The sequence below is a fragment of the Gammaproteobacteria bacterium genome (assembly GCA_033344735.1).
Classification (GTDB): domain Bacteria; phylum Pseudomonadota; class Gammaproteobacteria; order UBA4575; family UBA4575; genus UBA1858.
The window spans coordinates 2,341,349-2,363,895 of record JAWPMW010000001.1 but is presented as its reverse complement, the minus strand read 5'-3'; the positions used below and the strand labels follow the sequence as shown (position 1 = coordinate 2,363,895).

General features: G+C 40.5%; 22 protein-coding genes. 2 read left to right on the top strand and 20 right to left on the bottom strand.

The annotated features are described in order from the left end of the window. Positions 1 to 9 precede the first annotated feature (9 nt). Genes ligA through smc form a run of 3 tightly spaced genes read right to left on the bottom strand, consistent with a single transcriptional unit; the run spans position 10 to position 6,390 of the window. On the bottom strand, positions 10 to 2,031 hold the full coding sequence (gene ligA / locus R8G33_12135) for an NAD-dependent DNA ligase LigA (protein ID MDW3096414.1): 2,022 nt from the start codon (positions 2,029 to 2,031) through the stop codon (positions 10 to 12). Positions 2,032 to 2,073: 42 nt separating this feature from the next. Continuing rightward, the gene (locus tag R8G33_12130; GenBank protein ID MDW3096413.1) at positions 2,074 to 2,850 is read right to left on the bottom strand and encodes a cell division protein ZipA C-terminal FtsZ-binding domain-containing protein; all 777 of its coding nucleotides are present in this window, start codon (positions 2,848 to 2,850) and stop codon (positions 2,074 to 2,076) included. Positions 2,851 to 2,889: 39 nt separating this feature from the next. After that, complete coding sequence (gene smc / locus R8G33_12125; protein MDW3096412.1) at positions 2,890 to 6,390, bottom strand: chromosome segregation protein SMC; 3,501 nt, start codon at positions 6,388 to 6,390, stop codon at positions 2,890 to 2,892. 74 nt (positions 6,391 to 6,464) lie between these two features. Between smc and queF the strand changes: the two genes are divergently transcribed. Continuing rightward, a complete protein-coding gene (gene queF / locus R8G33_12120) occupies positions 6,465 to 6,851 on the top strand; it encodes a preQ(1) synthase (GenBank protein MDW3096411.1) in 387 nt (128 codons plus the stop codon). Between the two features lie 22 nt (positions 6,852 to 6,873). Then, complete coding sequence (gene cysZ / locus R8G33_12115) at positions 6,874 to 7,596, top strand: sulfate transporter CysZ (protein MDW3096410.1); 723 nt, start codon at positions 6,874 to 6,876, stop codon at positions 7,594 to 7,596. A gap of 5 nt (positions 7,597 to 7,601) precedes the next feature. On the opposite strand, the gene R8G33_12110 is transcribed toward cysZ, so the two are convergent. From R8G33_12110 to R8G33_12030, 17 genes are all read right to left on the bottom strand, one after another. After that, a complete protein-coding gene (locus tag R8G33_12110; protein MDW3096409.1) occupies positions 7,602 to 8,750 on the bottom strand; it encodes an aminotransferase class I/II-fold pyridoxal phosphate-dependent enzyme in 1,149 nt (382 codons plus the stop codon). Positions 8,751 to 8,842: 92 nt separating this feature from the next. Then, complete coding sequence (der, locus tag R8G33_12105; protein MDW3096408.1) at positions 8,843 to 10,240, bottom strand: ribosome biogenesis GTPase Der; 1,398 nt, start codon at positions 10,238 to 10,240, stop codon at positions 8,843 to 8,845. A 57-nt stretch (positions 10,241 to 10,297) separates the two neighbouring features. Beyond that, positions 10,298 to 11,488 (bottom strand): outer membrane protein assembly factor BamB, encoded by a 1,191-nt coding sequence (gene bamB, locus R8G33_12100; GenBank protein ID MDW3096407.1) that lies wholly within the window; start codon positions 11,486 to 11,488, stop codon positions 10,298 to 10,300. A gap of 8 nt (positions 11,489 to 11,496) precedes the next feature. After that, entirely contained in the window at positions 11,497 to 12,123 is a 627-nt protein-coding gene (locus R8G33_12095; protein MDW3096406.1) for a tetratricopeptide repeat protein, read from the bottom strand. Positions 12,124 to 12,146: 23 nt separating this feature from the next. Further along, positions 12,147 to 13,418: a histidine--tRNA ligase gene (hisS, locus tag R8G33_12090; protein ID MDW3096405.1), complete on the bottom strand. Its 1,272-nt coding sequence runs from the start codon at positions 13,416 to 13,418 to the stop codon at positions 12,147 to 12,149. A gap of 32 nt (positions 13,419 to 13,450) precedes the next feature. Then, entirely contained in the window at positions 13,451 to 14,389 is a 939-nt protein-coding gene (locus R8G33_12085; GenBank protein MDW3096404.1) for a DUF4115 domain-containing protein, read from the bottom strand. Continuing rightward, complete coding sequence (gene pilW / locus R8G33_12080) at positions 14,389 to 15,156, bottom strand: type IV pilus biogenesis/stability protein PilW (GenBank protein MDW3096403.1); 768 nt, start codon at positions 15,154 to 15,156, stop codon at positions 14,389 to 14,391. The genes R8G33_12085 and pilW overlap by 1 nt, the downstream gene beginning before the upstream one ends. Further along, entirely contained in the window at positions 15,147 to 16,280 is a 1,134-nt protein-coding gene (rlmN, locus tag R8G33_12075; protein MDW3096402.1) for a 23S rRNA (adenine(2503)-C(2))-methyltransferase RlmN, read from the bottom strand. Before rlmN ends, pilW begins: the two co-directional genes overlap by 10 nt. Positions 16,281 to 16,297: 17 nt before the next feature. After that, positions 16,298 to 16,726: a nucleoside-diphosphate kinase gene (ndk, locus tag R8G33_12070; protein MDW3096401.1), complete on the bottom strand. Its 429-nt coding sequence runs from the start codon at positions 16,724 to 16,726 to the stop codon at positions 16,298 to 16,300. 181 nt (positions 16,727 to 16,907) lie between these two features. After that, positions 16,908 to 17,108: a Fe-S cluster assembly protein IscX gene (iscX, locus tag R8G33_12065; GenBank protein ID MDW3096400.1), complete on the bottom strand. Its 201-nt coding sequence runs from the start codon at positions 17,106 to 17,108 to the stop codon at positions 16,908 to 16,910. A 26-nt stretch (positions 17,109 to 17,134) separates the two neighbouring features. Then, the gene (fdx, locus tag R8G33_12060; protein ID MDW3096399.1) at positions 17,135 to 17,473 is read right to left on the bottom strand and encodes an ISC system 2Fe-2S type ferredoxin; all 339 of its coding nucleotides are present in this window, start codon (positions 17,471 to 17,473) and stop codon (positions 17,135 to 17,137) included. A gap of 10 nt (positions 17,474 to 17,483) precedes the next feature. Beyond that, entirely contained in the window at positions 17,484 to 19,352 is a 1,869-nt protein-coding gene (gene hscA, locus R8G33_12055) for a Fe-S protein assembly chaperone HscA (GenBank protein MDW3096398.1), read from the bottom strand. A 4-nt stretch (positions 19,353 to 19,356) separates the two neighbouring features. Further along, positions 19,357 to 19,899 carry a Fe-S protein assembly co-chaperone HscB gene (hscB, locus tag R8G33_12050; protein ID MDW3096397.1) on the bottom strand — a complete coding sequence of 181 codons (543 nt, stop codon included), beginning with the start codon at positions 19,897 to 19,899 and terminating at the stop codon, positions 19,357 to 19,359. 47 nt (positions 19,900 to 19,946) lie between these two features. Further along, positions 19,947 to 20,270: an iron-sulfur cluster assembly protein IscA gene (gene iscA, locus R8G33_12045; GenBank protein MDW3096396.1), complete on the bottom strand. Its 324-nt coding sequence runs from the start codon at positions 20,268 to 20,270 to the stop codon at positions 19,947 to 19,949. A gap of 9 nt (positions 20,271 to 20,279) precedes the next feature. Further along, entirely contained in the window at positions 20,280 to 20,684 is a 405-nt protein-coding gene (gene iscU, locus R8G33_12040; GenBank protein ID MDW3096395.1) for a Fe-S cluster assembly scaffold IscU, read from the bottom strand. 36 nt (positions 20,685 to 20,720) lie between these two features. Beyond that, positions 20,721 to 21,944 (bottom strand): IscS subfamily cysteine desulfurase, encoded by a 1,224-nt coding sequence (locus tag R8G33_12035; GenBank protein ID MDW3096394.1) that lies wholly within the window; start codon positions 21,942 to 21,944, stop codon positions 20,721 to 20,723. 38 nt (positions 21,945 to 21,982) lie between these two features. Further along, positions 21,983 to 22,456, bottom strand: a complete 474-nt coding sequence (locus tag R8G33_12030) for an Rrf2 family transcriptional regulator (protein ID MDW3096393.1) — start codon at positions 22,454 to 22,456, stop codon at positions 21,983 to 21,985. Between the last annotated feature and the right edge of the window lie 91 nt (positions 22,457 to 22,547).

The window sequence follows — 22,547 nt, the reverse complement described above, 5'->3', positions numbered from 1 at the left end:
TATTACTCGTTATTCAGCATTTATCAGCGTGATAAATTCCTGTTCATCTAACACTGGTACTTCTAGTTTTTCCGCTTTTTGTAACTTCGAACCAGCTTTTTCACCAGCGATTAGAGCAGTGGTTTTCTTAGAAATGCTTGATGCCACTTTACCACCATTAGCTCGAATTAATTGAGCTGCCTGGTCTCGGCTCATATTAGCAAGTGTACCGGTCAACACATAAGTATTTCCAGACAAAATGCCACCAGAACCAGTACCACTAGATTTTGGCACTGACCAGCGAATTCCAATCTCATCGCGTAATGAGCGTATCAAACGTAAATTATCTTTGAGCGAAAAATATTGGGCTATATGCTGTGCGACCACTGGTCCTACATCGGGTACTTGCTGCAAGTGATCTACTCCTGCAGTCATTATTTTATCTAGGTCGTACTCAAAATACTCTGCCAAGGCTAATGCTGTTGCCTCACCCACCTCACGAATCCCGAGACCAAATAAAAATTTAGCCAAATTGGCTTGTTTACTTTTTTCGATCGCCTGTAGAAGATTTTGTGCTGATTTTACACCCATTCGCTCAAGGTCACTTAAGCTCTTTTCATCTAAATGATACAAATCTGACAAATTCTTTACTAGCTGACTATCAACTAACTGATCTATTAACTTATCACCCAATCCTTCAATATCCATCGCATTGCGCGACGCATAATGTTTAAGCGCTCCTTTACGTTGGGCGGGACAAGAAAAGTCAGCAATACAGCGGGCAACTGCTTCACCTTCGGGACGTACAATTTCACTGCCGCATTCAGGACATTTTTTAGGAAGTTTAATTTTTCTAGCACCTTTAAGACGTCGCTCCAGGACAACTTTAACCACTTCTGGAATGACATCACCAGCTCTACGAATTATCACTGTATCGCCCAAACGAACATCTTTTCGCTCTACCTCATCCATATTATGCAAAGTGGCGTTACTCACTGTTACACCACCAACAAAAACCGGTTCTAATTTTGCAACTGGAGTAATAGCGCCAGTACGGCCTACTTGAAACTCAATATCATTCACTATTGTTATCTCTTCTTGAGCTGGAAACTTATGCGCCGTTGCCCAGCGTGGTGCTCGTGAAACAAAGCCAAGTTCATCTTGATAGCGCTTTAAATTAACTTTATAAACAATGCCATCAATTTCATAATTCAATTTTTCACGCTGTTGTTGTATATTCTCATAGAAGTCCCAACAACCCTGCACACCTTTAACTAATTCTATTAAAGGACATATACGCAAACCCCATATTTTTAATTGCGCTAACATGCGGTAATGATCATCAGGAAGACTTCCGCCTTCAACAAGACCAACACCATAGCAAAACATCTCCAATGGTCGTTGCGCGGTGAGCCGCGCATCCAACTGACGCAAACTTCCAGCAGCAGCATTGCGTGGATTAACAAATTCTTTTTGCTCATATTTACGCGCATCAGCATTCATGCGCATAAAACCTTTTTTGGAAATAAACACTTCTCCACGAACTTCTAATTTAGTTGGAATTTTTCTGCCTTCCAATCTGAGCGGAACAGTACGTATAGTACGCACGTTCTCAGTAATTTCTTCACCAGTAGCACCATCGCCTCGCGTTGCCGCCTGAACCAACAGCCCATTCTCATAAATCAAACTTACCGCTAAACCATCTATCTTTGGCTCAGCGTTATAGTCAATCTCGTCTGCATTACCCAGCTTATCTCTAACACGTTTATCAAATGCCTCTAATTCTTCCAAGCTAAAAACATTGCTCAATGAAAGCATGGGAACAGCATGAGTTACCTGTTTAAATGAATCTAGCGCAGTACCTGAAACGCGCTGGGTGGGAGAGTCAGAGGTGATTAGTTTGGGTGATTTTGTTTCTAACTCTACCAGCTCTCGCATTAAACGATCGTACTCAGCATCAGGTACCGTAGGATCATCAAGAACATAATAAGAATAATCATGTTTGCGTATTTGCGAACGAAGATTGTCAATTCTTTTAGAATTAGAGGTCATTCAAGACAAGTACCGAATAAAGAAATGTGCTACTTACAATAATTATGCAGTAGCACTCTGCCTTGTAGCACGCAGCCCAAATAATTGCACTTGTTCTTTATAGAGCGAAATGGATTGCTTAGAAATTGGATTATGATTTTCATCAAGCAAGTCGCCATTTAAAAATGCTGCCAGTCGTTGCGCATGCTCAACCATAATATTAAATGACTTTAGCTCTTCTTCTGGACCAGGCAATTGCAAAATCATAGTGAGCCCACGGGTTTCAAATGTATCCATATTCTCAAGATCAAACACGCCCGGCTTAAGCATATTAGCAATACAATAGACACTGTGCTTTTTATCGAGTCTTTCTATATTGTAGTGGTATATCCCCATTTCTCCATGTTCTAGCTCCAACTCCGACATCATGCGAACAATCATAGGACCAGTGAACATCTCTGCTTCATGAGCAACAACATGAAAAATCACTAGCATTTCTTTACTAGATTTATCCATTGCCGTCTTTGATACAGACGATACACCAGCTGCTTGTTCACGAACTTGTTTTGCTTCTTGCACACGCTTTGAAATTGTTTCGTCGCGTAACTCTTTACTAACATCTTGAAATTCAGAACGTAGATCATCTGGCAAGCCTATCGCTTCATCAACATCCGCTAGCGGCGGAATATCATCAAGCTCCTCACTTAAATCAAAGTCATTGCTACTCAACTCATCAATTTGACTGCCTTTGGAATTGGTGCGATACCACACATAAATTGCAGCAATGATTATCGCCGCAACAATAACGAGTGCAATGCGTAACTCGAAAGCAGATACCATATTAGCTACCTATAATCTTCATTAATCTAGACAGCATTATCAGGCTGTCGCAAGTTTGACTGCTTCTTCTATATCTACTGAGACCAGTCGTGACACGCCAGGTTCATTCATAGTGACACCTAGCATATGGTCTGCGTAACCCATCGTGCTCTTATTATGCGTAATAAATACAAACTGTACGTGTTTGCTCATGTCTTTAAGAAGCTCACAGAATCTACCAACGTTAGCATCATCTAGCGGTGCATCAACCTCATCGAGCAAACAGAATGGCGCAGGATTCAATTCAAATATTGCTAAGACCAAGGCGACAGCGGTAAGTGCTTTTTCACCCCCTGAAAGCAATTGAATTGAAGACACGCGTTTACCAGGTGGTCTCGCCATGATGGTCACGCCCGCAGTCAGCAAATCATCTCCTGTCATTTCTAAATAGGCTTTACCACCCGGAAATAATCGAGGATACATCCTCTGTATATGTGAATTGACGCGGTCAAATGTATCTTTAAACCGCTCTTTTGTTTCTTTATCAATTTTACGGATAGCTGTTTCTAATGTTTCTAATGCCTTAGTTAGATCCTCATTTTGTGAATCAAGATATTCTTTACGCTCACTTTGTTCTTTATACTCATCAATAGCTGCTAAATTTATTGAACCTAGACGCTTTATTTTTTCTTCAATTTGTGCAACCAACTTTTCCCAATGCGACAATGAAGCATCTTCTGGCAATTCATTTGCGAGCTCCTCCTCAGACCAGTCAAATTGATCTAACTGCTCCTTAATTGTTTGCGCGCGGACCTTAAGCTCCTGCCACTTCATACGCTGCTGATTTAATTGTTCACGTTGTTCGCCAATCTTATTGTCGACACTGATGCGTTGCTCATCCTTATCTCGAATTGTCGCTTCAACTTTTTCAAGAGTGGACCTAGACTCGCTGAGTCTCTGCTCTACCTGCAATCTACTTTCTAGCTTTTCTTTTAATGTCTCTGAAAATTCTTTAATCGGGCGGTCACTTTCAGTAATTGCTTCAGCCAAATGCTCAAGACGCAAATTACCTTCAGACTGCTCCATTTGTAAGCGACTAAAGATTGACTTGGAAGTTGCAGAACGAGTGCGCAAGGCTTCAATTTCTAGCTGTAATGAATGTCTACGTTCCTGCAATTCACTTGCTTGTTCTTTTCGCTCATTAAACTCAAACACTACTACTTCTTTTCGGCCCAGCAGTTGATCTTTACGAACTTGCAAAGCATTTAAATTTACCTGCGCTACTTGGTGGCTCTCTGTAGCTGCTTGTTTTTGACTAGTGTAATCACTTAACTGGGCAGCAATCTCTTCAATAGACGAACGCAATTGAGTATCACGTGCTTGCCAATGCTCTATAGCAGCTTGTCTACGCGATAATTCAGACTGGATTTCAGCATGTTGTTGAAATGCTAGGTTATGTGCTTGCTGAGCGTCTTCACGCTGTTGCTCTTGATCTGATAGCAGCTCGAGCGCAGCTTGATGCTGCTGAGATATAACCGCTATGGTTTCATCGACTTTATCTAATTGATCTGTGAGGTCAGCAATATCTGCTTTTCGACTTAACACCCCTTCACTAGCATCCGCAGCATTAGAATACCGCACCCAAGAAATACTTAACCAAAGGCCGTCAGAAGTAATAACTGATTCACCATCTTGTAACTGTTTACGAATTGCTAATGCTTGATTAAGATTATCTGCAACTAGAATTTTTTGCAGCTCAGCTTTTATTCCTAGGTTGGATTTAATTTTACTAGCTAAGGTATTCTTAGACGCTTGAATATCTTGAGCACTTTTAGACTCAAAGAACATCACATGACCTTCTTGTAATTCTCCTAGCTGAGTTGCAATTTTATCCAAATCAGGCGCACAGATCGCTTCCAAATAACCGTCCAATACTGTTTCAACAGCTCGCTCCCAACCAGCTTCCACTTCTACTTGGTCAGCAAGTCTAGGCGCCTGATCTAACTTTTTGTCACTAATCCATTGTTGCAGCTGTTGTTGCTCACCCTTAAGTGCAGCATCTTGTATGGCCTGTAATGTCGCAAGTTCGCTATTAATTTGTTGGTGCTCAGCTTTATGATCATCTAATTGCATAACCAACTCCTCAATCTTTTCTCGAGACTGAGTAATATTTTCAATTGATTGATCAAGCATATGCTTACAATCATTTACCGCTTCAGAGCGAGTCTCTAAACGCTTTTGTATCGACTCAAGATCATATTCATGTTCGCTTTGCAATAATTCAGTATGCTCTGACTGGTACTTTTGCTGCCGATCCTGTAAGCGATTTATTTCTTGATCTAAAAACTCTATGCGTTGCGAATGCGCCTGCACCTGATGGCTTGGCTCATTAGCTTCTTGCATAAGCTCTTCCCATGCTTCACGCCAAAGCAGTTCTGCCGTTTCTGCGCTAGACACAGCTTCACCCACCTCTTGGTATTGCTCGCTCAGCGATTCAAGTTCAGTCTGCATGATTTGCATTTGCTGTTTAAATTCTTGCTGAGCATCATCTTGCTTTGCCAACTCTTCAACCAAAGCCTCTAAATTTGACTTGGTTTTTTCTAAATCAGTCTCATGACGTTGCTTAGTCTCGGTTGCATGCTGAATTGATTGTTCTAAACGGGAGATATCAGCACCAACTTGATAGAATTCACCTTGCACTTTATTCATCAACTCATTCGCTGAACCATGCTCTTGACGTAACTGTTCTAATTCAGCTTCAAGTGCACGCAAGTTAGCAATTGTTTCTTCTAATTTAGTTTCGCCATGCTCAACACTCTTATGCTGTTCATCAAGTTCTGTGTGCATTGACTGCATACGCAACAAAAGTAATTCAGCATTTGAACGACGCTCCTCTGCTTTAAGTTGTTTATATTTTTCTGCTGCAGACGCTTGCCGTTTCAACTTGGCAATCTGCTTGGCCACTTCTTCGATCAAATCATTTAATCGATCTAAATTTTCACGTGTATGCCGTATTCTGTTTTCTGTTTCACGTCGACGTTCTTTGTATTTTGAAATACCAGCTGCTTCTTCTAGGTGTGAGCGCATTTCTTCAGGTTTAGCATCAATTAAACGCGAGATAGTGCCCTGCTCAATAATGGCATAGCTGCGAGGACCTAGACCTGTGCCCAAGAAAATATCTGAAATATCTCTACGCCGGCAATGCGTGCCATTTAAGAAATACTTAGATTGTCCATCCCTTGTGACTTGGCGACGAATGGCTATTTCACTATAAGATGCATATTGGCCACCTGCCTTGCCCTGAGCATTGTCGAATACCAATTCAACACTCGCTTGACCTACAGGCTTACGATTACTAGAACCTTTGAAGATAACGTCTTCTAATGTATCACCGCGTATGTTTTTTGAGCTAGCGCCCATGACCCAACGGATAGCATCTACAATATTAGATTTTCCACAGCCATTCGGCCCCACGATTCCCACCATATCACTAGGGAATAGGAAGTCTGTTGAGTCGACAAATGACTTAAAACCAGACATTTTTACTTTACGAAGACGCATAGGTTAATATCCAGTAAAATTACAGCTAGTTAGAACAAGTTGTTGAGAGACTAATATCAAAAGATTCTATAAATATGTCAAAAAATATAAACTTATTAGATACATTTGAAAACCCGGAACCAGGTAATGATTATACCATTCGAATCACCACACCTGAATTTACTTGTCTGTGTCCACTTACAGGACAACCAGACTTCGCACAGTTAATGCTAGAGTATATACCCGACCAACTATGCGTTGAACTTAAGTCTTATAAATTATACATGGTGTCGTTCCGGGATACAGCAGCATTTCACGAAGCAATAAGCAATCAAATTTTAAATGCTTTATCTTCTTTAACCAAACCTCGCTACATGCGTCTCTCTGCTGAATGGAATATTCGCGGGGGAATCTACACACAAATAATTGTGGATTATCGCAAGCCAGGATGGGTAGCACCCATTGCAGTCCAACTGCCTTAGCTAACTACCACGTAAACACTGTATGATTAGTGGAATTAAACATTTCTTCAGTGGTTTTACATTAATATTTAGCCAGGGATTAAAACGCTTTGTATTAATACCTTTAGCAATCAACATTAGCATTTTTGCATTGGGTTTCTGGCTTGGCATGGAGTGGTTCGATCGCTTTTTAGTCAAAATGCTACCCACGTGGTTGGCGTGGGCAGAATTTATATTATGGCCAATATTTGCACTAAGCTATTTTCTTATTGTTTTTTATTTATTTGCATTAATAGCCAATATTATTGCTGCACCATTCAATGGCTTGTTGGCGGAAAAAGTTGAATTGAGTTTGAGAAATGACTCATCTCAAAATAATCAATCCGCGATTAAACAATTACTAAAAGAATTACCACGAACTGTTGGCAGCGAAATATATAAACTATTTTATTTCCTTTTGCGCTCGTTACCCATACTAATATTATTTTTAATTCCAGGAATTAACTTGATTGCTCCAATTATTTGGTTTGCGTTCTCAGCCTGGATGTTAAGTCTTGAGTACTTGGATTATCCACTTGGCAATCATGGAATTTTCTTTAAACAAACAAGAGTACTAGCAAAACAGCAACGCGCACGCTGCTTGAGCTTTGGCGCACTAGTTAGCGTATTCACTATGATACCCGTTTTAAATTTTATTGTGATGCCAGTTGCAGTGGCAGGCGCTACTGCTTTATATGTAGATTCAATACATCCCATACAAGAGTAAAAACGTTACTCTTTTAAATATTTCTCAAGTCGTTGCATACCAATTTTTATACGCTTTTCACTTGTTGTATATGCAAAACGTACGTATTGATTTGACTGATACTCACCAAAGTCACACCCCGGCGTAATTGCTACTGCTTTATCTTCCAGTAATTGCTTACAAAATGAAAAACTATCTTCGCTATATTTAGAAATATCTGCATATACATAAAATGCACCTTGCGGCATCACTGGAACATCTATAGCAAGAGCAAGCAAAGCATCACACAAGATATTTCTCCGATGCATAAATATTTCTCTTCGTTGCTCAAGTATATGTATAGTATCATCATCAAATGCAGCTAAAGCTGCATACTGGGCTATGGTCGACGTCGCGAGGTATGTATTTTGAGCAATAACGTCCAGATCACACATATATCTAGCAGGTGCAACCACCCAGCCTGCGCGCCAACCAGTCATGCCAAAATATTTTGAAAAACTATTAATAACAATAATATTGTTTCGCATGCCAGCAACTGTTTCACTATCTATGCCATAAGTTAATCCTTGATAGATTTCATCGATAATAAGTAGTTTATTTTTTGTTGCCAAATAATCTGCAATCTTTAATAGCTCATCTTTGTTACACACAGTACCAGTAGGATTTGATGGGCTAGCAACCAATACCGCAGCCACACCATCCTGCCAGTTTTCTTTTACCAAATTCTCATCCAGCTGAAAGCCTGTATCAGCATTAACTGGTACCGCAATTACGTCACCACCAACTAATTTTGTAACATTACGATTACACGGGTAAGTGGGATCACAAATCATCAACTTTTTATCCTCGCACAACACATAAGACAATATCAGTTGTAACGCACCTGATGCACCAGGAGTAATAATGACTTGCTCCGTCTTAACATTGACACAAAAGCGCTGCAAATAATAATCACAGATAGCTTGACGTAATTCGAGCAAACCCAAAGCAGATGTATAACTAGTGCGTTGATTATTTAGTGCAGCGATACCTGAATTTGTAATTGGTTGCGGCGAAGCGAAATCTGGTTCTCCTATTTCCATGTGTACGACATCTCTGCCTTGCGCTTCCATTTGCTTACATCGCGCAAGAATATCCATTACATGAAATGGAGCTATATCTAATTCTTTTTCCATGGAAAATTTATTTTAACGAGTAAAACTCAATTTATCTCAACGCATCTAAACAGCAAAGTCGTTAGTAAAATATCAAGTTAATCTCTTTAATCTTACTTGCGCTTGTGAAAACTCATCATTCTTTCGCGCTTACGTTGTTGCCTTGGGGTTAGTGTATTATATTTACCTGCGTATGGATTCTCAGGTGTTCGCAATAAAAAGCGTATTGGCGTCCCAACTAGCTTAAGTTTATTACGAAAAAAGTTTTCCAGATATCGAATATATGATTTCGGTAACTTACTAGTCTGAGAGCCGTATAACACAAAGGTTGGGGGGTGCGAACCACCTTGGTGTGTGTAACGCAATTTAATTCTCCGACCCTTTACTAAAGGGGGAACATTAGCCTCAACTGCTTGCTCAAGCAATTGATTCGCTTCGGATGTAGACAGATCAATAGAGGCTGATTTATTTGCAGCAATCACCGCATTCATTAATTTCTTTAAACCAACCTTCTTTTCCGCAGAAATTTTTATTTTTTCAACATACGACAAATACTGATAACGTGTATTCAAAGTATAATCAAGCATATGATAATCATCCTTACTTGCATTGTCGGTTTTGTTTAATGCCAACACAAGAGCACGCCCTTCACGCAATACTATTTCCAACAAAGTGCTATCCTGATCCGCCAACCCTTCTGTAACATCGACCATACAGATAACAACATGCGCCGAAGAAATCGCATCTAAGGTTTGAACAATACTGTATTTCTCAACAGCTTCACGCACCTTGCTTTTACGACGCACACCGGCTGTATCGATCAATGTGAATTCATGTTTATTGAATTCAAATGGAATTGTTACGCTGTCGCGCGTAGTTCCTGGTACTGACGATGTCACCAGTCGATCTTCTTTTAATAATGCATTAATTAAAGTAGATTTACCTGCATTAGGACGACCAATAATTGCAATGCGCGTTGTCGTATCTTGTTCGCCTTGAGACTTTTGTTCATGATGTGGCTCAGGCAATTCACTAAACAGATCTTCTATCATCGATTCGATACCGCGTCCTTGCTTTGCTGCTATAGGGAATAATTTGGGCGCACCAAGTTGATGAAAATCACCTGCAGCGATATCCGCATCAACACCATCAATTTTATTTACTACCAATATGAAATCAATATTACGCTTTCGCAGCATAGAAACAATTGCATGATCTTCTGGCATCAATCCATCTCTAGCATCCACCAAGTGCAAAACAAAATCAGCCTCATCAATTGCATAATCCGTTTGCGACTGCATGCCGACTTCTATTTCATCTTGCTCATCAACGATGCCGCCTGTATCAATTAATACAAAATGTTTATTGTAACGTTCACAAATGCCATATTTTCTATCTCGCGTTAAACCCGGATAGTCCGCCACCAAAGCATCTCTAGACTTGGTCAAGAAATTAAATAGGGTCGACTTACCGACATTAGGTCGACCGATTAGAGCAATGACAGGACGCATATATAAATTCAGCAAAACGAATTGAATTCGAGGTTAGCCTTGCAAACTAATCTCTGATTAATTCGCAGAGATTACAGAATATGAAGCTAGGCGACCATTGCTATCCATGACATAAGTAGTCGCATTTGTAGACATAGAAGAAGTATGAATAGGTTTCTTACTCAAATTTACACGACCAATAATTCGACCATCCTGCTTAGATAAAGCATGTATATAGCCTTGGAAATCACCAACCAACACAGCATTATCTTGTACGACAGGCGCAGAAAGCTGACGATACAAAAACTTATCTTGCTTCCACGAACTTACACCAGTCTCTTTCTCTAACGCCCATACATTGTCATCTTTATCTGTCACATAAACTAACGTCTCATCTACAGACACCCCTGAGATAGACGCTAAATCTCGAGCCCATTTAACTTGACCATTGACTCGACTAACTGCGACTACACGGCCATGAAAACTTGCTGCATAAACATATTCATCATCAATCGCTATCTGCCCATCTACGTCTACCAAACGTTCTAACTCACTTCTTCCAGAAGGAACGGATACACGTGACTCCCAAATTATGCTTCCACTTTCAATTGATATTGCTATTACTTTACCGTTATCCATGCCAGCATAAGCAACTCCGTCGCGCACCACCGGCACACTCGCACCACGCAAAGTTAGCGCTGGCGGCGTTTGTGTTGCAGTCCAAAGTTTTTCACCAGTGCTAGTTGATAACCCTAGAATGCGATTATCATTAGTCCTTATTACGACTACATCATTCGGCGCATGAGCTACTGATACTACTTCACTAGTTACATTTGCAGACCACGCTTCACTACCATTATTACTATTAATTGCAATCACTACACCGTCATGTGTACCTACGACTAGATACTGTGCATTCCCACCCACACCAGCTGATACCGAATGACTGACTTTCCCAGACACGATCACTCGACCATTAACAACATCATGTACCGAGATTTTTCCCTCAGTTTGTGTAAATGCAATTTTGTCATCAAAGACATGCGGCTGTAGTTGGATAGATTTTTCCTCCGCATCACCTCCAACTGAAACCTGCCAGTTCTGCTGAATAAGAACCTCAGGAATAAACTCACTCAACTCATTTGGCTCACGAATTTCAATTTCTACTTTTTCATCGTCACCAAACCATGGAATATAACTACAAGCAGAGATGCTCATAGAAATAGCAAGTGTGAATAAGACACGCATCCAACTAAATTTAATTTTCATCTGACTACTTAAGCGTTACCCAGATTGTCACGTTTCATTATTAAATATTCAACATCATCTGTCGCTGCCGATGAAATAGCTTCATCATATGCCTTACGAGCAGCTTGATGCTCTCCGCGGACCGCATGCAAATCACCACGCAACTCTTGCAACAAAGAGTTATAGGCTAGCGGATATTCTTGATCGAGTAATGCCTGGGCTTTTGGATAATTACTATTAGCAATATGCATTCTAACTAAACGTAACTTTGCCAAGGCAATTACAGTTTCTTGCTTACTGTTATCAATTACCCATTGAAGATTATCTAGTGTTTCATCGGTTTCGCCATTACTTTCTTTTGCTTTAGCAAGCAATAATGCCGCCCAAGATGCATAAGGAGTTGATGAATAATTTTGCTTAAGCTCTTCAGCTTGCACTACAATGCTATCTAAATTTTGTGCTAGGATAGCGCTGCGCATTTCATTGTAGCGGTCAGACGCTTCAATCGCTTGCTGTTCTTGATAAACATTCCAGCCTTTCCAACCAATCAAAGTACCTACACCAATAACAACACCCGCGACTACCGAGCGGCCATTCTCATTCCACCATTCTTTGATTGCTCTTAATTGTTCATCATCTGTCTCGTGGTCAGCCACGGGGCCTCCTTAACTCTTTAAATTTAATTCTGTGCTTTTAATAATTGCAGTAACTCATTCTCTGACAAAACCTGCTGAGGCTCATTTGTCTGAAGGTGTTTAACAGCAATTTGTTGTTTGCTGACTTCATCCTCGCCAACAATCAAAGCAAGACGTGCTCCCGAACGATCCGCACGTTTCATCTGCGCCTTGATACTACCACCTCCACAATTCATCTGAATAGCACAATCAGGCAATTGTTCCCTAATTTTTGCTAATAATTGAAAGCCGTAGCTAGATGCATCTTCCCCTAATGCGACAAAATAGGCATCAACCGATTTAAGTGCATAATTAAGTTGCTTCTCGGTCAAGCTAAGTAAGCGCTCCAAACCCACTGCAAATCCTGCTGCATATGTGGCCTTACCTCCCAACTGTTGAACTAGATTGTCATATCTACCACCCGCACATATTGTTCCTTGCGCGCCAAGTTCCGTGCTAACCCATTCGAAAACGGTACGATTGTAATAATCTAAACCTCTTACCAGTGTTGGATTAACGACAAACTCAATATTCATTTGACGAAGTAAATCTCTCAAAGCATCAAAATGATCTTTAGCCTCCTCATCTAAATAATCAATCAGTTTAGGGGCATTGCTTACAATAGATTGAACTTCTGGATTTTTACTATCGAGCACACGTAATGGATTAGCGTGCATTCTCTTACGAGCATCATCATCCAAATCATTTTGATGATCTGATAGATAAGCAATCAATTGCTCTCTATACTTGGCACGTGCCTCATTATCTCCTAGGGTATTAATTTGTAATTGCAGATTTTCGACGGGCAGTTTAACAGACTGCCACATTGACCTACTTAATAAAATTAATTCTAAGTCTACATCTGGCCCTTGCATACCAAATGTTTCAACACCTAGCTGATGAAATTGACGATAACGACCTTTTTGAGGACGCTCGCGTCTAAAAAACGGTCCTAGATACCAGTAACGCTGTTGTTGATTATACAACCAACCATTTTGAATACCTGCCCGCACTGCACTTGCAGTACCTTCAGGCCTTAAACCTAGCCAGTCACCCGCACGATCTTCGAATGCATACATCTCTTTTTCAACAATATCTGTCACCTCACCAATAGATCGCTTAAATAATTCTAATTTTTCCACTATAGGTGTACGAATCTCTTGGTAAGCATAATTCTTCAACACACTTAACAATTTACTTTCAAGCATACGCATTGATTCTGCTTCTTCGGGTGCAAAATCATGCATTCCACGAATGGATTGAATATTTTTACTCATGCGCTGAAAAACTAAAAGGAATGAGAGTGAAATTAAGAATTGCTATCGTCGATTAAAAATCGAGCTGTATTATTTCGACGCATATAAACAGAATGGTCAAATGGCTTTCCATTTATTTCTAACTGTACTCCTGGAGAATTACCAAGAAAAACATTAAACGGTGCTTGCCCGGAAATTACACGTGTTGCACCCGGTTTGATTAAACCGTGTAATAACCTACGTTTTCTTGCATCAAAAATCTCTGTCCAACTTTCCTGAGTATACTTAACTGTTATTCTGACTTTATCAATTTCTCCGCCACTAATAGGTGCTTCAATGATTGCAGGAACCACTCGCACTGCAGTTCTTGGCTCATCAATAATCACCTCATCTTCATTCACAATCTCAGGAGTTGCATTTTGTTGCTCAGAAACATGTTTAGGATCAACACTGCCTATCACCACATTATGTTGTGAATCTTGGATTTTTTGTTCTTGCTGTTGATTTACTTCATTCACATCTTGATCATCAAATCGATCAACTACCGAAGCCAACTCCACCGGATCAGAATTTTCTTGATGTACCCACCACGTCATTAACAAGCCCGCAAGTATTGCAACGACAGTTACAGAACTCCATATAACAACAGGATCTACACCTGATGAATTAAATTTTTTCGCTCTCTTAACTGTCGGAATAGCTGTTTGTGTTTCAATTGATCGGTCTTTAGGATAAGCATCTAACAAAGATTGCGAATCTATGTCTAGTAATTTTGCATAGCTTCGTATATATCCTTTTACAAACACATCACTTGGCAACTGATCGAATTGGTCAGCTTCTAGTGCTCTTATAACTTCTTCTTTTAAATGCGTTTGCGCAGCAACGTAGGCAACACTGTAAGATGCTGCTTCTCGAGCATCGCGTAAAACCTCTCCAATACCGCTATTTTCAGCTTGGTTTTGCTCTGATAATGATGATAATTGATCAGTCATTAATTTAACCTTGCTAGTTGTTCAGCTTCTTTAGACTCGGGAAATTGATTATTCAATAACTTTGCATAGCTTTGTGCAATTCTATTATTCCCCAACCCTCGTTCTGTGCGAAACGCCAACCATAATGATTGGGCTGTATGCTGCGACACTTCCTCAAAGTCACGCAAATAACTCTGAGATGTTCCGAAATCATTCTGTAAAAAATGTGATTTTGCTAATTGATACAATGCTACTCGATTTCTAGGGTTCAATCGAATAACTTCAGAAAAATAAATTTGCGCGGATTGATAATCAGGTATTTCCATTGCACATACACCTGCATTCAAACTCGTAACTTCGCGTGCACTATATAATGGATTTGAAAGCGCCTTTTTAAAATGCTTATCTGCTTCATTGTATCTTTTGTTTCGACAAAGAAAAGATGCATAGCTATATTGGCCTTTCGAATCGTTCGGATCTATTGCCAAAGCTTTCTTATAATACTCTTCTGCTACATCAAACTGTTCAAGTTGTTCTTGCATTATTGCATAGGTCCAACGAGCTATAGATGATTTTGGATCCTGCTTAAATGCTTTCTTCAATTTATCATCTGCCAATTGATATTGGCCAGTGGCAATATAATTAGCGCCTAACTGAATATTAATTTTAGCCGCTTCTGGATTTCGAGCAATTCGCCCATTACTACCGTCAGCGTTTTCAGAGACTGTTTGAGTAGTAGCACAAGATGCCAACACCATACTAAATATTATCAGTGCTATTAAACGCATTCTGTTTCAATCCTTCTACTTATAAGAGAACGCTCAAACATTCTCACATAGTGGTTCCCGCGGTGTGCGCGGTCAGCAACTTGTCCCGCCAATTGGCCACATGCTGCGGCAATATCTTCTCCACGAGGACGCCTTGTTATTACAACAATGTCGTTTTGCATCAGCACTTGACTAAACTGATCTATCGCTTGCTGGCTTGAGCGCTGATAGCCTGACTGCTCAAACGAATTAAATGGGATTAGATTAATTTTAGCGCGTATACCTTTTAGCAATTTAACTAACTGTCTCGCCTGCTGCTGACTGTCATTCACACCATCAAGCATTACATATTCAAAAGTTACACTTTCTCTACGATTTTTATTATCTAGATAACGTTTACAAGCTGCTAATAATTCTTCAATTGGGTATTTCCTATTGATGGGCACTAATTCGTTTCGCACTTCGTTAGTTGGCGCATGCAATGAGATAGCTAAACTAACATCTACCGCCTGCGATAACTCATCAATATTTGGCACAACACCTGAAGTACTGACCGTTACCTTACGTTTTCCCATACCATAAGCATGATCGTCTAGCAGCAAATTTATAACCGGCAATACATTCTTAAAGTTTAACAATGGTTCGCCCATACCCATGAAAACTACATTAGTGAGTAATTGCTTACCATTATACAGAGCACGAAGTCGCTGATCTGCAACCCATACTTGTCCAATAATTTCTGCAGCAGTTAAATTGCGATTAAAGCCCTGCCTTGCAGTTGCACAGAATGTGCAATCCAATGCACAGCCAACTTGTGAAGATATACACAAGGTTCCTCGCGTAGACTCTGGAATATAAACCGCTTCAATGGCATTGGTTTTTCCATCGCTATCCTCACCAACACTTAGAAGCCATTTAATAGTACCGTCTTCAGAAAAATGTTCTGACTCAATATTTGGGAATGCAATCTCGGTGCTCTTTTGCAACAACTCACGCAATGATTTACTGAGATCTGTCATCTCATTAATATTTGTTACTCCACGTTGATACATCCATTGCAATACTTGTTGAGCGCGGAATTTCTTTTCGTCACGCTCAACAAAAAATTGCTCTAGCTCTGATCGGTCAAGACCAACCAGATTCACTAAATTTATTACATTGTTTATGCTCGAGGACAAAGCTCACCTTTTGAGAAGAAATGTGCGATCTCAACAGCAGCAGTTTCTGGTGCATCTGAACCATGTACTGCATTTGCATCAATGCTATCTGCAAAATCTGCACGAATAGTACCAGGGGCTGCTTCTTTAGGGTTTGTTGCACCCATTACATCGCGATTCTTTTTAATCGCATCCTCACCTTCTAGCACTTGGACCACAACCGGGCCTGAAGTCATGAATGCGACAAGATCATTATAGAAAGGGCGCTCCTTATGCACCGCGTAAAACCCCTGTGCTTGTTCCTGTGTAAGCTGTAGCATTTTGGCAGCAACAATTTGTAATCCCGCCTTTTCGAATCGACTGTAAATCTCACCAATTACATTTTTTGCGACTGCATCAGGTTTAATTATGGAACAAGTGCGCTCCTTTGCCATTTTCTCAATCTCCTAAGGTTTAAGTTAATATTCAATAATAAGGTCTAATCGATTAATTCTACTAGGATATTGCCCAGCTGTGAACGGTTAGCCCAGCGAAATAGGCCAACAAAATTTGAATCTAGGTGAAATGCCTCGCGGATAAAGATATATAGAGGCGTGATTGTGGCTAACTCAGAGCTTAGTCTCGTTCATCTAGCCAGGCCATTTGGATAGCCTCAAGTATTCGCTCGCTGGATTTTTCAGGATCATCTTCGAATTCTGGTAAATCACATACCCAGGCATGTAAATCAGTAAATCGTACGTATTGAGGATCGACATCTGCATGTCGCTCATCTAACTCAATGGCAATATCTACAGTATCTGTCCATCTTAAGCCCATCGCATCTCTCCTTAGCGAATATCAGGTTAGTGAGACTCAGAAACTAGGTTGATTGTGTATTTGGGAATTTCTATGGTTAAGTCTTCATCACCCACAATCGCTTGGCAACTCAAGCGTGAGTCTGGATCCAAACCCCATGCCTTATCCAAGTAATCTTCTTCCATCTCGCTTGCTTCTGCAAGAGATTCTAAACCGACACGCACATGCACATGGCAAGTCGTACATGCACATGACTTTTCGCACGCATGTTCAATTTCAACACCATTCTTAAGCGCGGCATCACATACACTTATACCAGGTTCGACTTCAATGGTTTTGCCTGCAGGACAAATTTGCTCATGAGGTAAAAAAATTAATTTAGGCATAATAGTTTCTTCACTGTTCGAATTCTTCTAATTTGCGACCTTGCATCATTGAACGTACGCTATTATTCATGCGACGAGCTACATAGTCTTCACTAGCAGCTTCTACACTTTTTATAGCTTGTTTAATTTGCTCTGCATCAACTGCATTGTTTCTTGTAGCAATTAATGCATCGCGCTGTGAAATTATTTTCTCTAACTCTTGATCTCCTAGCAATTGCTTACCATCTTTTGCCAGTGCTGAGTTAAGCGCTTCAACTACACGATCAGCTTCTACTTGCTCTTCGCGCAAACCGCGCATTACCATATCTTCCTGCGCATGGTCTATCGACGCTTTCAACATACCTTCAATTTCAGCATCAGTAAGTCCATACGAAGGTTTTACTTCAATACTAGCGGAAACACCGGTATTTACCTCTTGGGCACTAACGCTTAACAAACCGTCTGCATCGACTTGGAAAGTAACTTTAATTTTCGCAGCGCCTGCAACCAGTGGCGGCAAACCGGTTAAATCAAATGTCGCTAGAGAACGACAGTCAGATACTAGCTCTCGCTCACCTTGCAACACATGCACACGCATCGCAGTTTGGCCGTCTTTGTATGTAGTAAATTCTTGGGCGCGCGCCACAGGAATAGTGGTATTTCGATTAACGATTTTTTCAACTAGGCCTCCCATGGTTTCTATTCCTAAAGATAAAGGAATAACATCCAGCAACAACATTTCATCACCAGGCTTGTTGCCTGCCAAGATATCTGCTTGTATCGCTGCGCCGATGGCTACTACCCGGTCTGGATCAATATCTGTATGTGGCGCCCTAGCAAAAAACTTTTCAACTTGCTCTCTCACTAACGGAACACGCGTTGAACCGCCGACCATTACTACTTCAGACACATCCTGTTTATCTAGATCCGCATCACGCAATGCTCGTCGACATGACTTGATTGTTTTCTTTACATAGAGCTCTATTAACAACTCAAATTGTTCTCGCGTTAATTCAAGCTCTGGATGTCCATCTACTGTAATAATTGTAGAAGGTTGTTCTGTTAATTGCTCTTTTGCCAATCGTGCTGCAGATAACACTCTACGCATCACTACATTATCTTCACGTATAGAACTATCAAGTTTTTCAATTGCCCAACTAGCAATGGCATTGTCAAAATCATCACCACCAAGGGCAGAATCACCCCCTGTAGCCATCACTTCAAACACTCCTTTGCGTAAACGTAGTATCGACACATCAAAGGTCCCGCCACCAAGATCATAGACGGCAATAACGCCTTCAGCGGACTGATCAAGACCATATGCAATTGCTGCTGCCGTAGGCTCATTCAACAAACGATATACATTTAAGCCAGCTAAAGTCGCAGCGTCTTTTGTTGCCTGTCGTTGGGAATCGTCAAAATAGGCTGGCACTGTAATCACGGCACCCACCAACTCACCACCCAAAGTTTTTTCTGCACGCTCTTTAAGTGCCAACAAAATTTCCGCAGAAATCTCTACTGCAGTTCGTGGCCCCAATGCGGTTTTTATACGTGGTACGTTATCATTATCGTTTTCAAACTGAAATGGAATGTACTCATGTGCTGAATGAATATCTTCAGCACTACGCCCAAGTACACGTTTTATTGAAGCAATAGTATTTAATGGGTCTTTTGATAAATTTTCTAATGCACTTACGCCCACTTCGGGAGACTTTCCTTGCGCATAGTATACGACCGAGGGAAGTAACGTATGGCCATCATTATCTTCAAGTGTTTCGGCAACACCACTACGCACCGACGCTACCAATGAATTCGTCGTTCCTAAATCTATGCCTACAGCCAAGCGATGCTCATGAGGCGCAGTAGACATTCCTGGTTCTGAAATTTGTAATAACGCCATGGGCTTAAAGTAATTTTTCCTCTAAGGCTTCTTGCTTTTGATTTATTTGCTGCTGTAGTCTCGTAAAAAATTGTAATTTCAATACGATTTCTTTAGCCTCATTCCATTGATGCATATTAAAGCAAGCTTGATAATTTTCGATTAATCGCAATTTTTCTTGTTTTGATTGTCGAGCTAACTTATCTAGAGACTCAAGCGGATCTTCTTGACTGTCAACTTCATCTATTTCTTCGCGCAAGCTCATTTGGGCCATCAAGAAATTCATATCTTGAGTCGTATCTTTTTCAGTATTGAAAGTTACGTTCTGCATTTCAAGCAAATAACGAGCTCTTGCGGATTCATCGCGCAAAGTCTTATGCGCTTCATTAATAAACGTCGTCGCCTGCATCGCCATGCGTTTATCCTGGTCATTACTTTCTATAAATCGGTCAGGATGAAATTGAGATTGCAGTGCTTGATAACGATTAGCTAGCGCTTCTCGATCAATATGGAATTGCGCTTCAAGCTCAAACAACTCGAAGTAATTTCGAGAGAAATTAAATTCCATGAATAGTTAGCTGAGTAAAAAAATTAGTTAGAAATATTACCGCAAAACTAAACTGTGAAGCTCTCACCACAGCCACAGCGATCTTTCTCATTAGGGTTATTAAACTTAAACCCTTCGTTTAGACCTTCTTTTGCAAAGTCGAGTTCTGTGCCATCTAAATAGACTAAGCTTTTAGGATTAATTAGTATTTTCACACCGTTTTCTTCAAACACTTTGTCAGTATCTTCAATCTCATCGGCAAACTCTATGGTGTAAGCCATCCCTGAACAGCCAGTAGTTTTAACCCCAAGACGCACACCAACACCCTTCCCTCTCTTTTCTAGAAAAGTTTTGACTCGATTTGCTGCACTTTCAGTTAACGAAATTGACATCAGATTGAATTATGCACTCTTCTTTTCATTAACAGGCTCTTGCTTACCTTGATAATCAGTAATGGCAGCCCGAATCGCATCTTCGGCTAATACTGAACAATGGATTTTAACTGGCGGCAAAGCAAGCTCCTCAGCAATATCAGAGTTTTTTATCTGACTAGCTTCATCCAAGGTTTTTCCTTTAACCCATTCTGTTAGTAAGCTAGAAGACGCGATAGCTGAGCCGCAACCATAAGTTTTAAACTTAGCATCTTCGATAACGCCGTTCTCACCTACTTGGATTTGCAACTTCATTACATCACCACATGCAGGTGCACCGACCATGCCAGTTCCAACGCTAGCATCATCTTTATCTAGAGTGCCTACGTTACGAGGATTTTCGTAGTGATCTAATACTTTTTCTCCATATGCCATTGTTTGACTCCTTATATTTTTAAATATATTTAACTATTAATGTGCGGCCCATTCAATGGACTTCAAGTCCACGCCATCTTTATACATATCCCATAGCGGTGAAAGATCACGCAATTTGCTCACTGCTTGTCGAATCACCTGTATTGCATGATCAACATCTTGTTCAGTCGTAAAACGACCAATACTAAAACGCAATGAACTATGTGCTAATTCATCATCACGTCCTAACGCTCTTAATACGTAACTAGGTTCTAACGATGCACTGGTACATGCTGAACCCGAAGATATGGCAATATCTTTAAGCGCCATAATTAAACTTTCACCTTCAACAAAGTTAAAACTCATATTCAAGTTATGTGGAACACGGTGGTCTAAGTCACCATTGATATAGACCTCCTCTATATCTTTTAAACCATTCAGCAAACGATCTCTTAACATACGTATACGTTCATTCTCGCTTGCCATTTCTTCTCTAGCAATTCTAAACGCCTCACCCATTCCTACAATTTGGTGAGTAGGTAATGTTCCAGATCGCATACCACGCTCATGTCCTCCACCATGCATTTGAGATTCTATTCTCACACGCGGCTTACGGCACACATACAAAGCACCAATGCCTTTTGGACCATAAGTTTTATGCGCTGAAAAACTCATTAAGTCTACGTTCATATCTTTAACGTCAATTTCTACTTTACCAGGACTTTGTGCTGCATCGACATGAAAAATAATTTTCATTTCTCGAGCTAATGCACCAATCGATTTGATATCTTGAATGACACCGATTTCATTATTCACATGCATGATAGAAATGAGCACAGTATCTTCTCTGATTGCTGCCTTAAGTGCATCTATATCAACCAGACCATTGTCTTTTGGCTCTAGATACGTCACTTCAAAACCTTCACGCTCTAACTGTCTGCATGTATCCAATACCGCTTTGTGTTCAGTCTTCAAAGTAATAATATGTTTACCATTCTTACTGTAAAAATGTGCAGCACCTTTAATAGCAAGGTTATCAGATTCTGTCGCACCACTTGTCCAAATGATTTCTTTAGGATCAGCATTGACTAATGCAGCCACATTTTGTCTGGCATTTTCCACTGCTTCTTCGGCCTTCCAACCAAACTCATGACTGCGTGAAGCAGGGTTACCAAAATTACCTTCATGGGTTAAGCATTCCATCATTGCTTTTGCAACACGCGGATCGACAGGAGTCGTTGCGCTGTAATCAAGATAGATGGGTAGTTTTAACTCGCTCACTTATAGTTTCCTTTAATAAATTCTTTATATCTCTATGATTAAACTTGTTGAAAATCGACGCGCTGCTCACTGCCAAGCATTCGATCTTGTCGTTCAGCTACTTCAGCAACGCGTTGTTTATTTATTGCATCTTCCAATGTAATACCCGAAAGAAACAAATGAATTTGTGAGCTTAATTCTTCCCACAACTCATGTGTTAGGCAACGTTGTTGGTTCTGGCAATCAGCATTACCACCGCAGCGAGTCGCATCGACGCTTTCATCAACAGCGGTAATAATATCGGCTATAGCAATTTGATCAGCAGCATGGGCCAAACGGTAACCCCCACCTGGTCCACGAGTACTCGCTACCAAACCACGTCGGCGCATACGTCCAAATAACTGCTCTAAATAAGATAGAGATATCCCCTGTCTTTCTGATATTTCACTAAGTGACACAGGACCATCTATTTGATGTATTGCCACATCAAACATCGCTGTCACTGCATATCTGCCTTTGGTACTAAGTTTCATTTTTCACCACCAATGTCATTATGGTGAAAATGATACCAATACCCGACTAATTTAATCAAGTATAGCTAAAGGGCTAGATGTACAGGTCTAT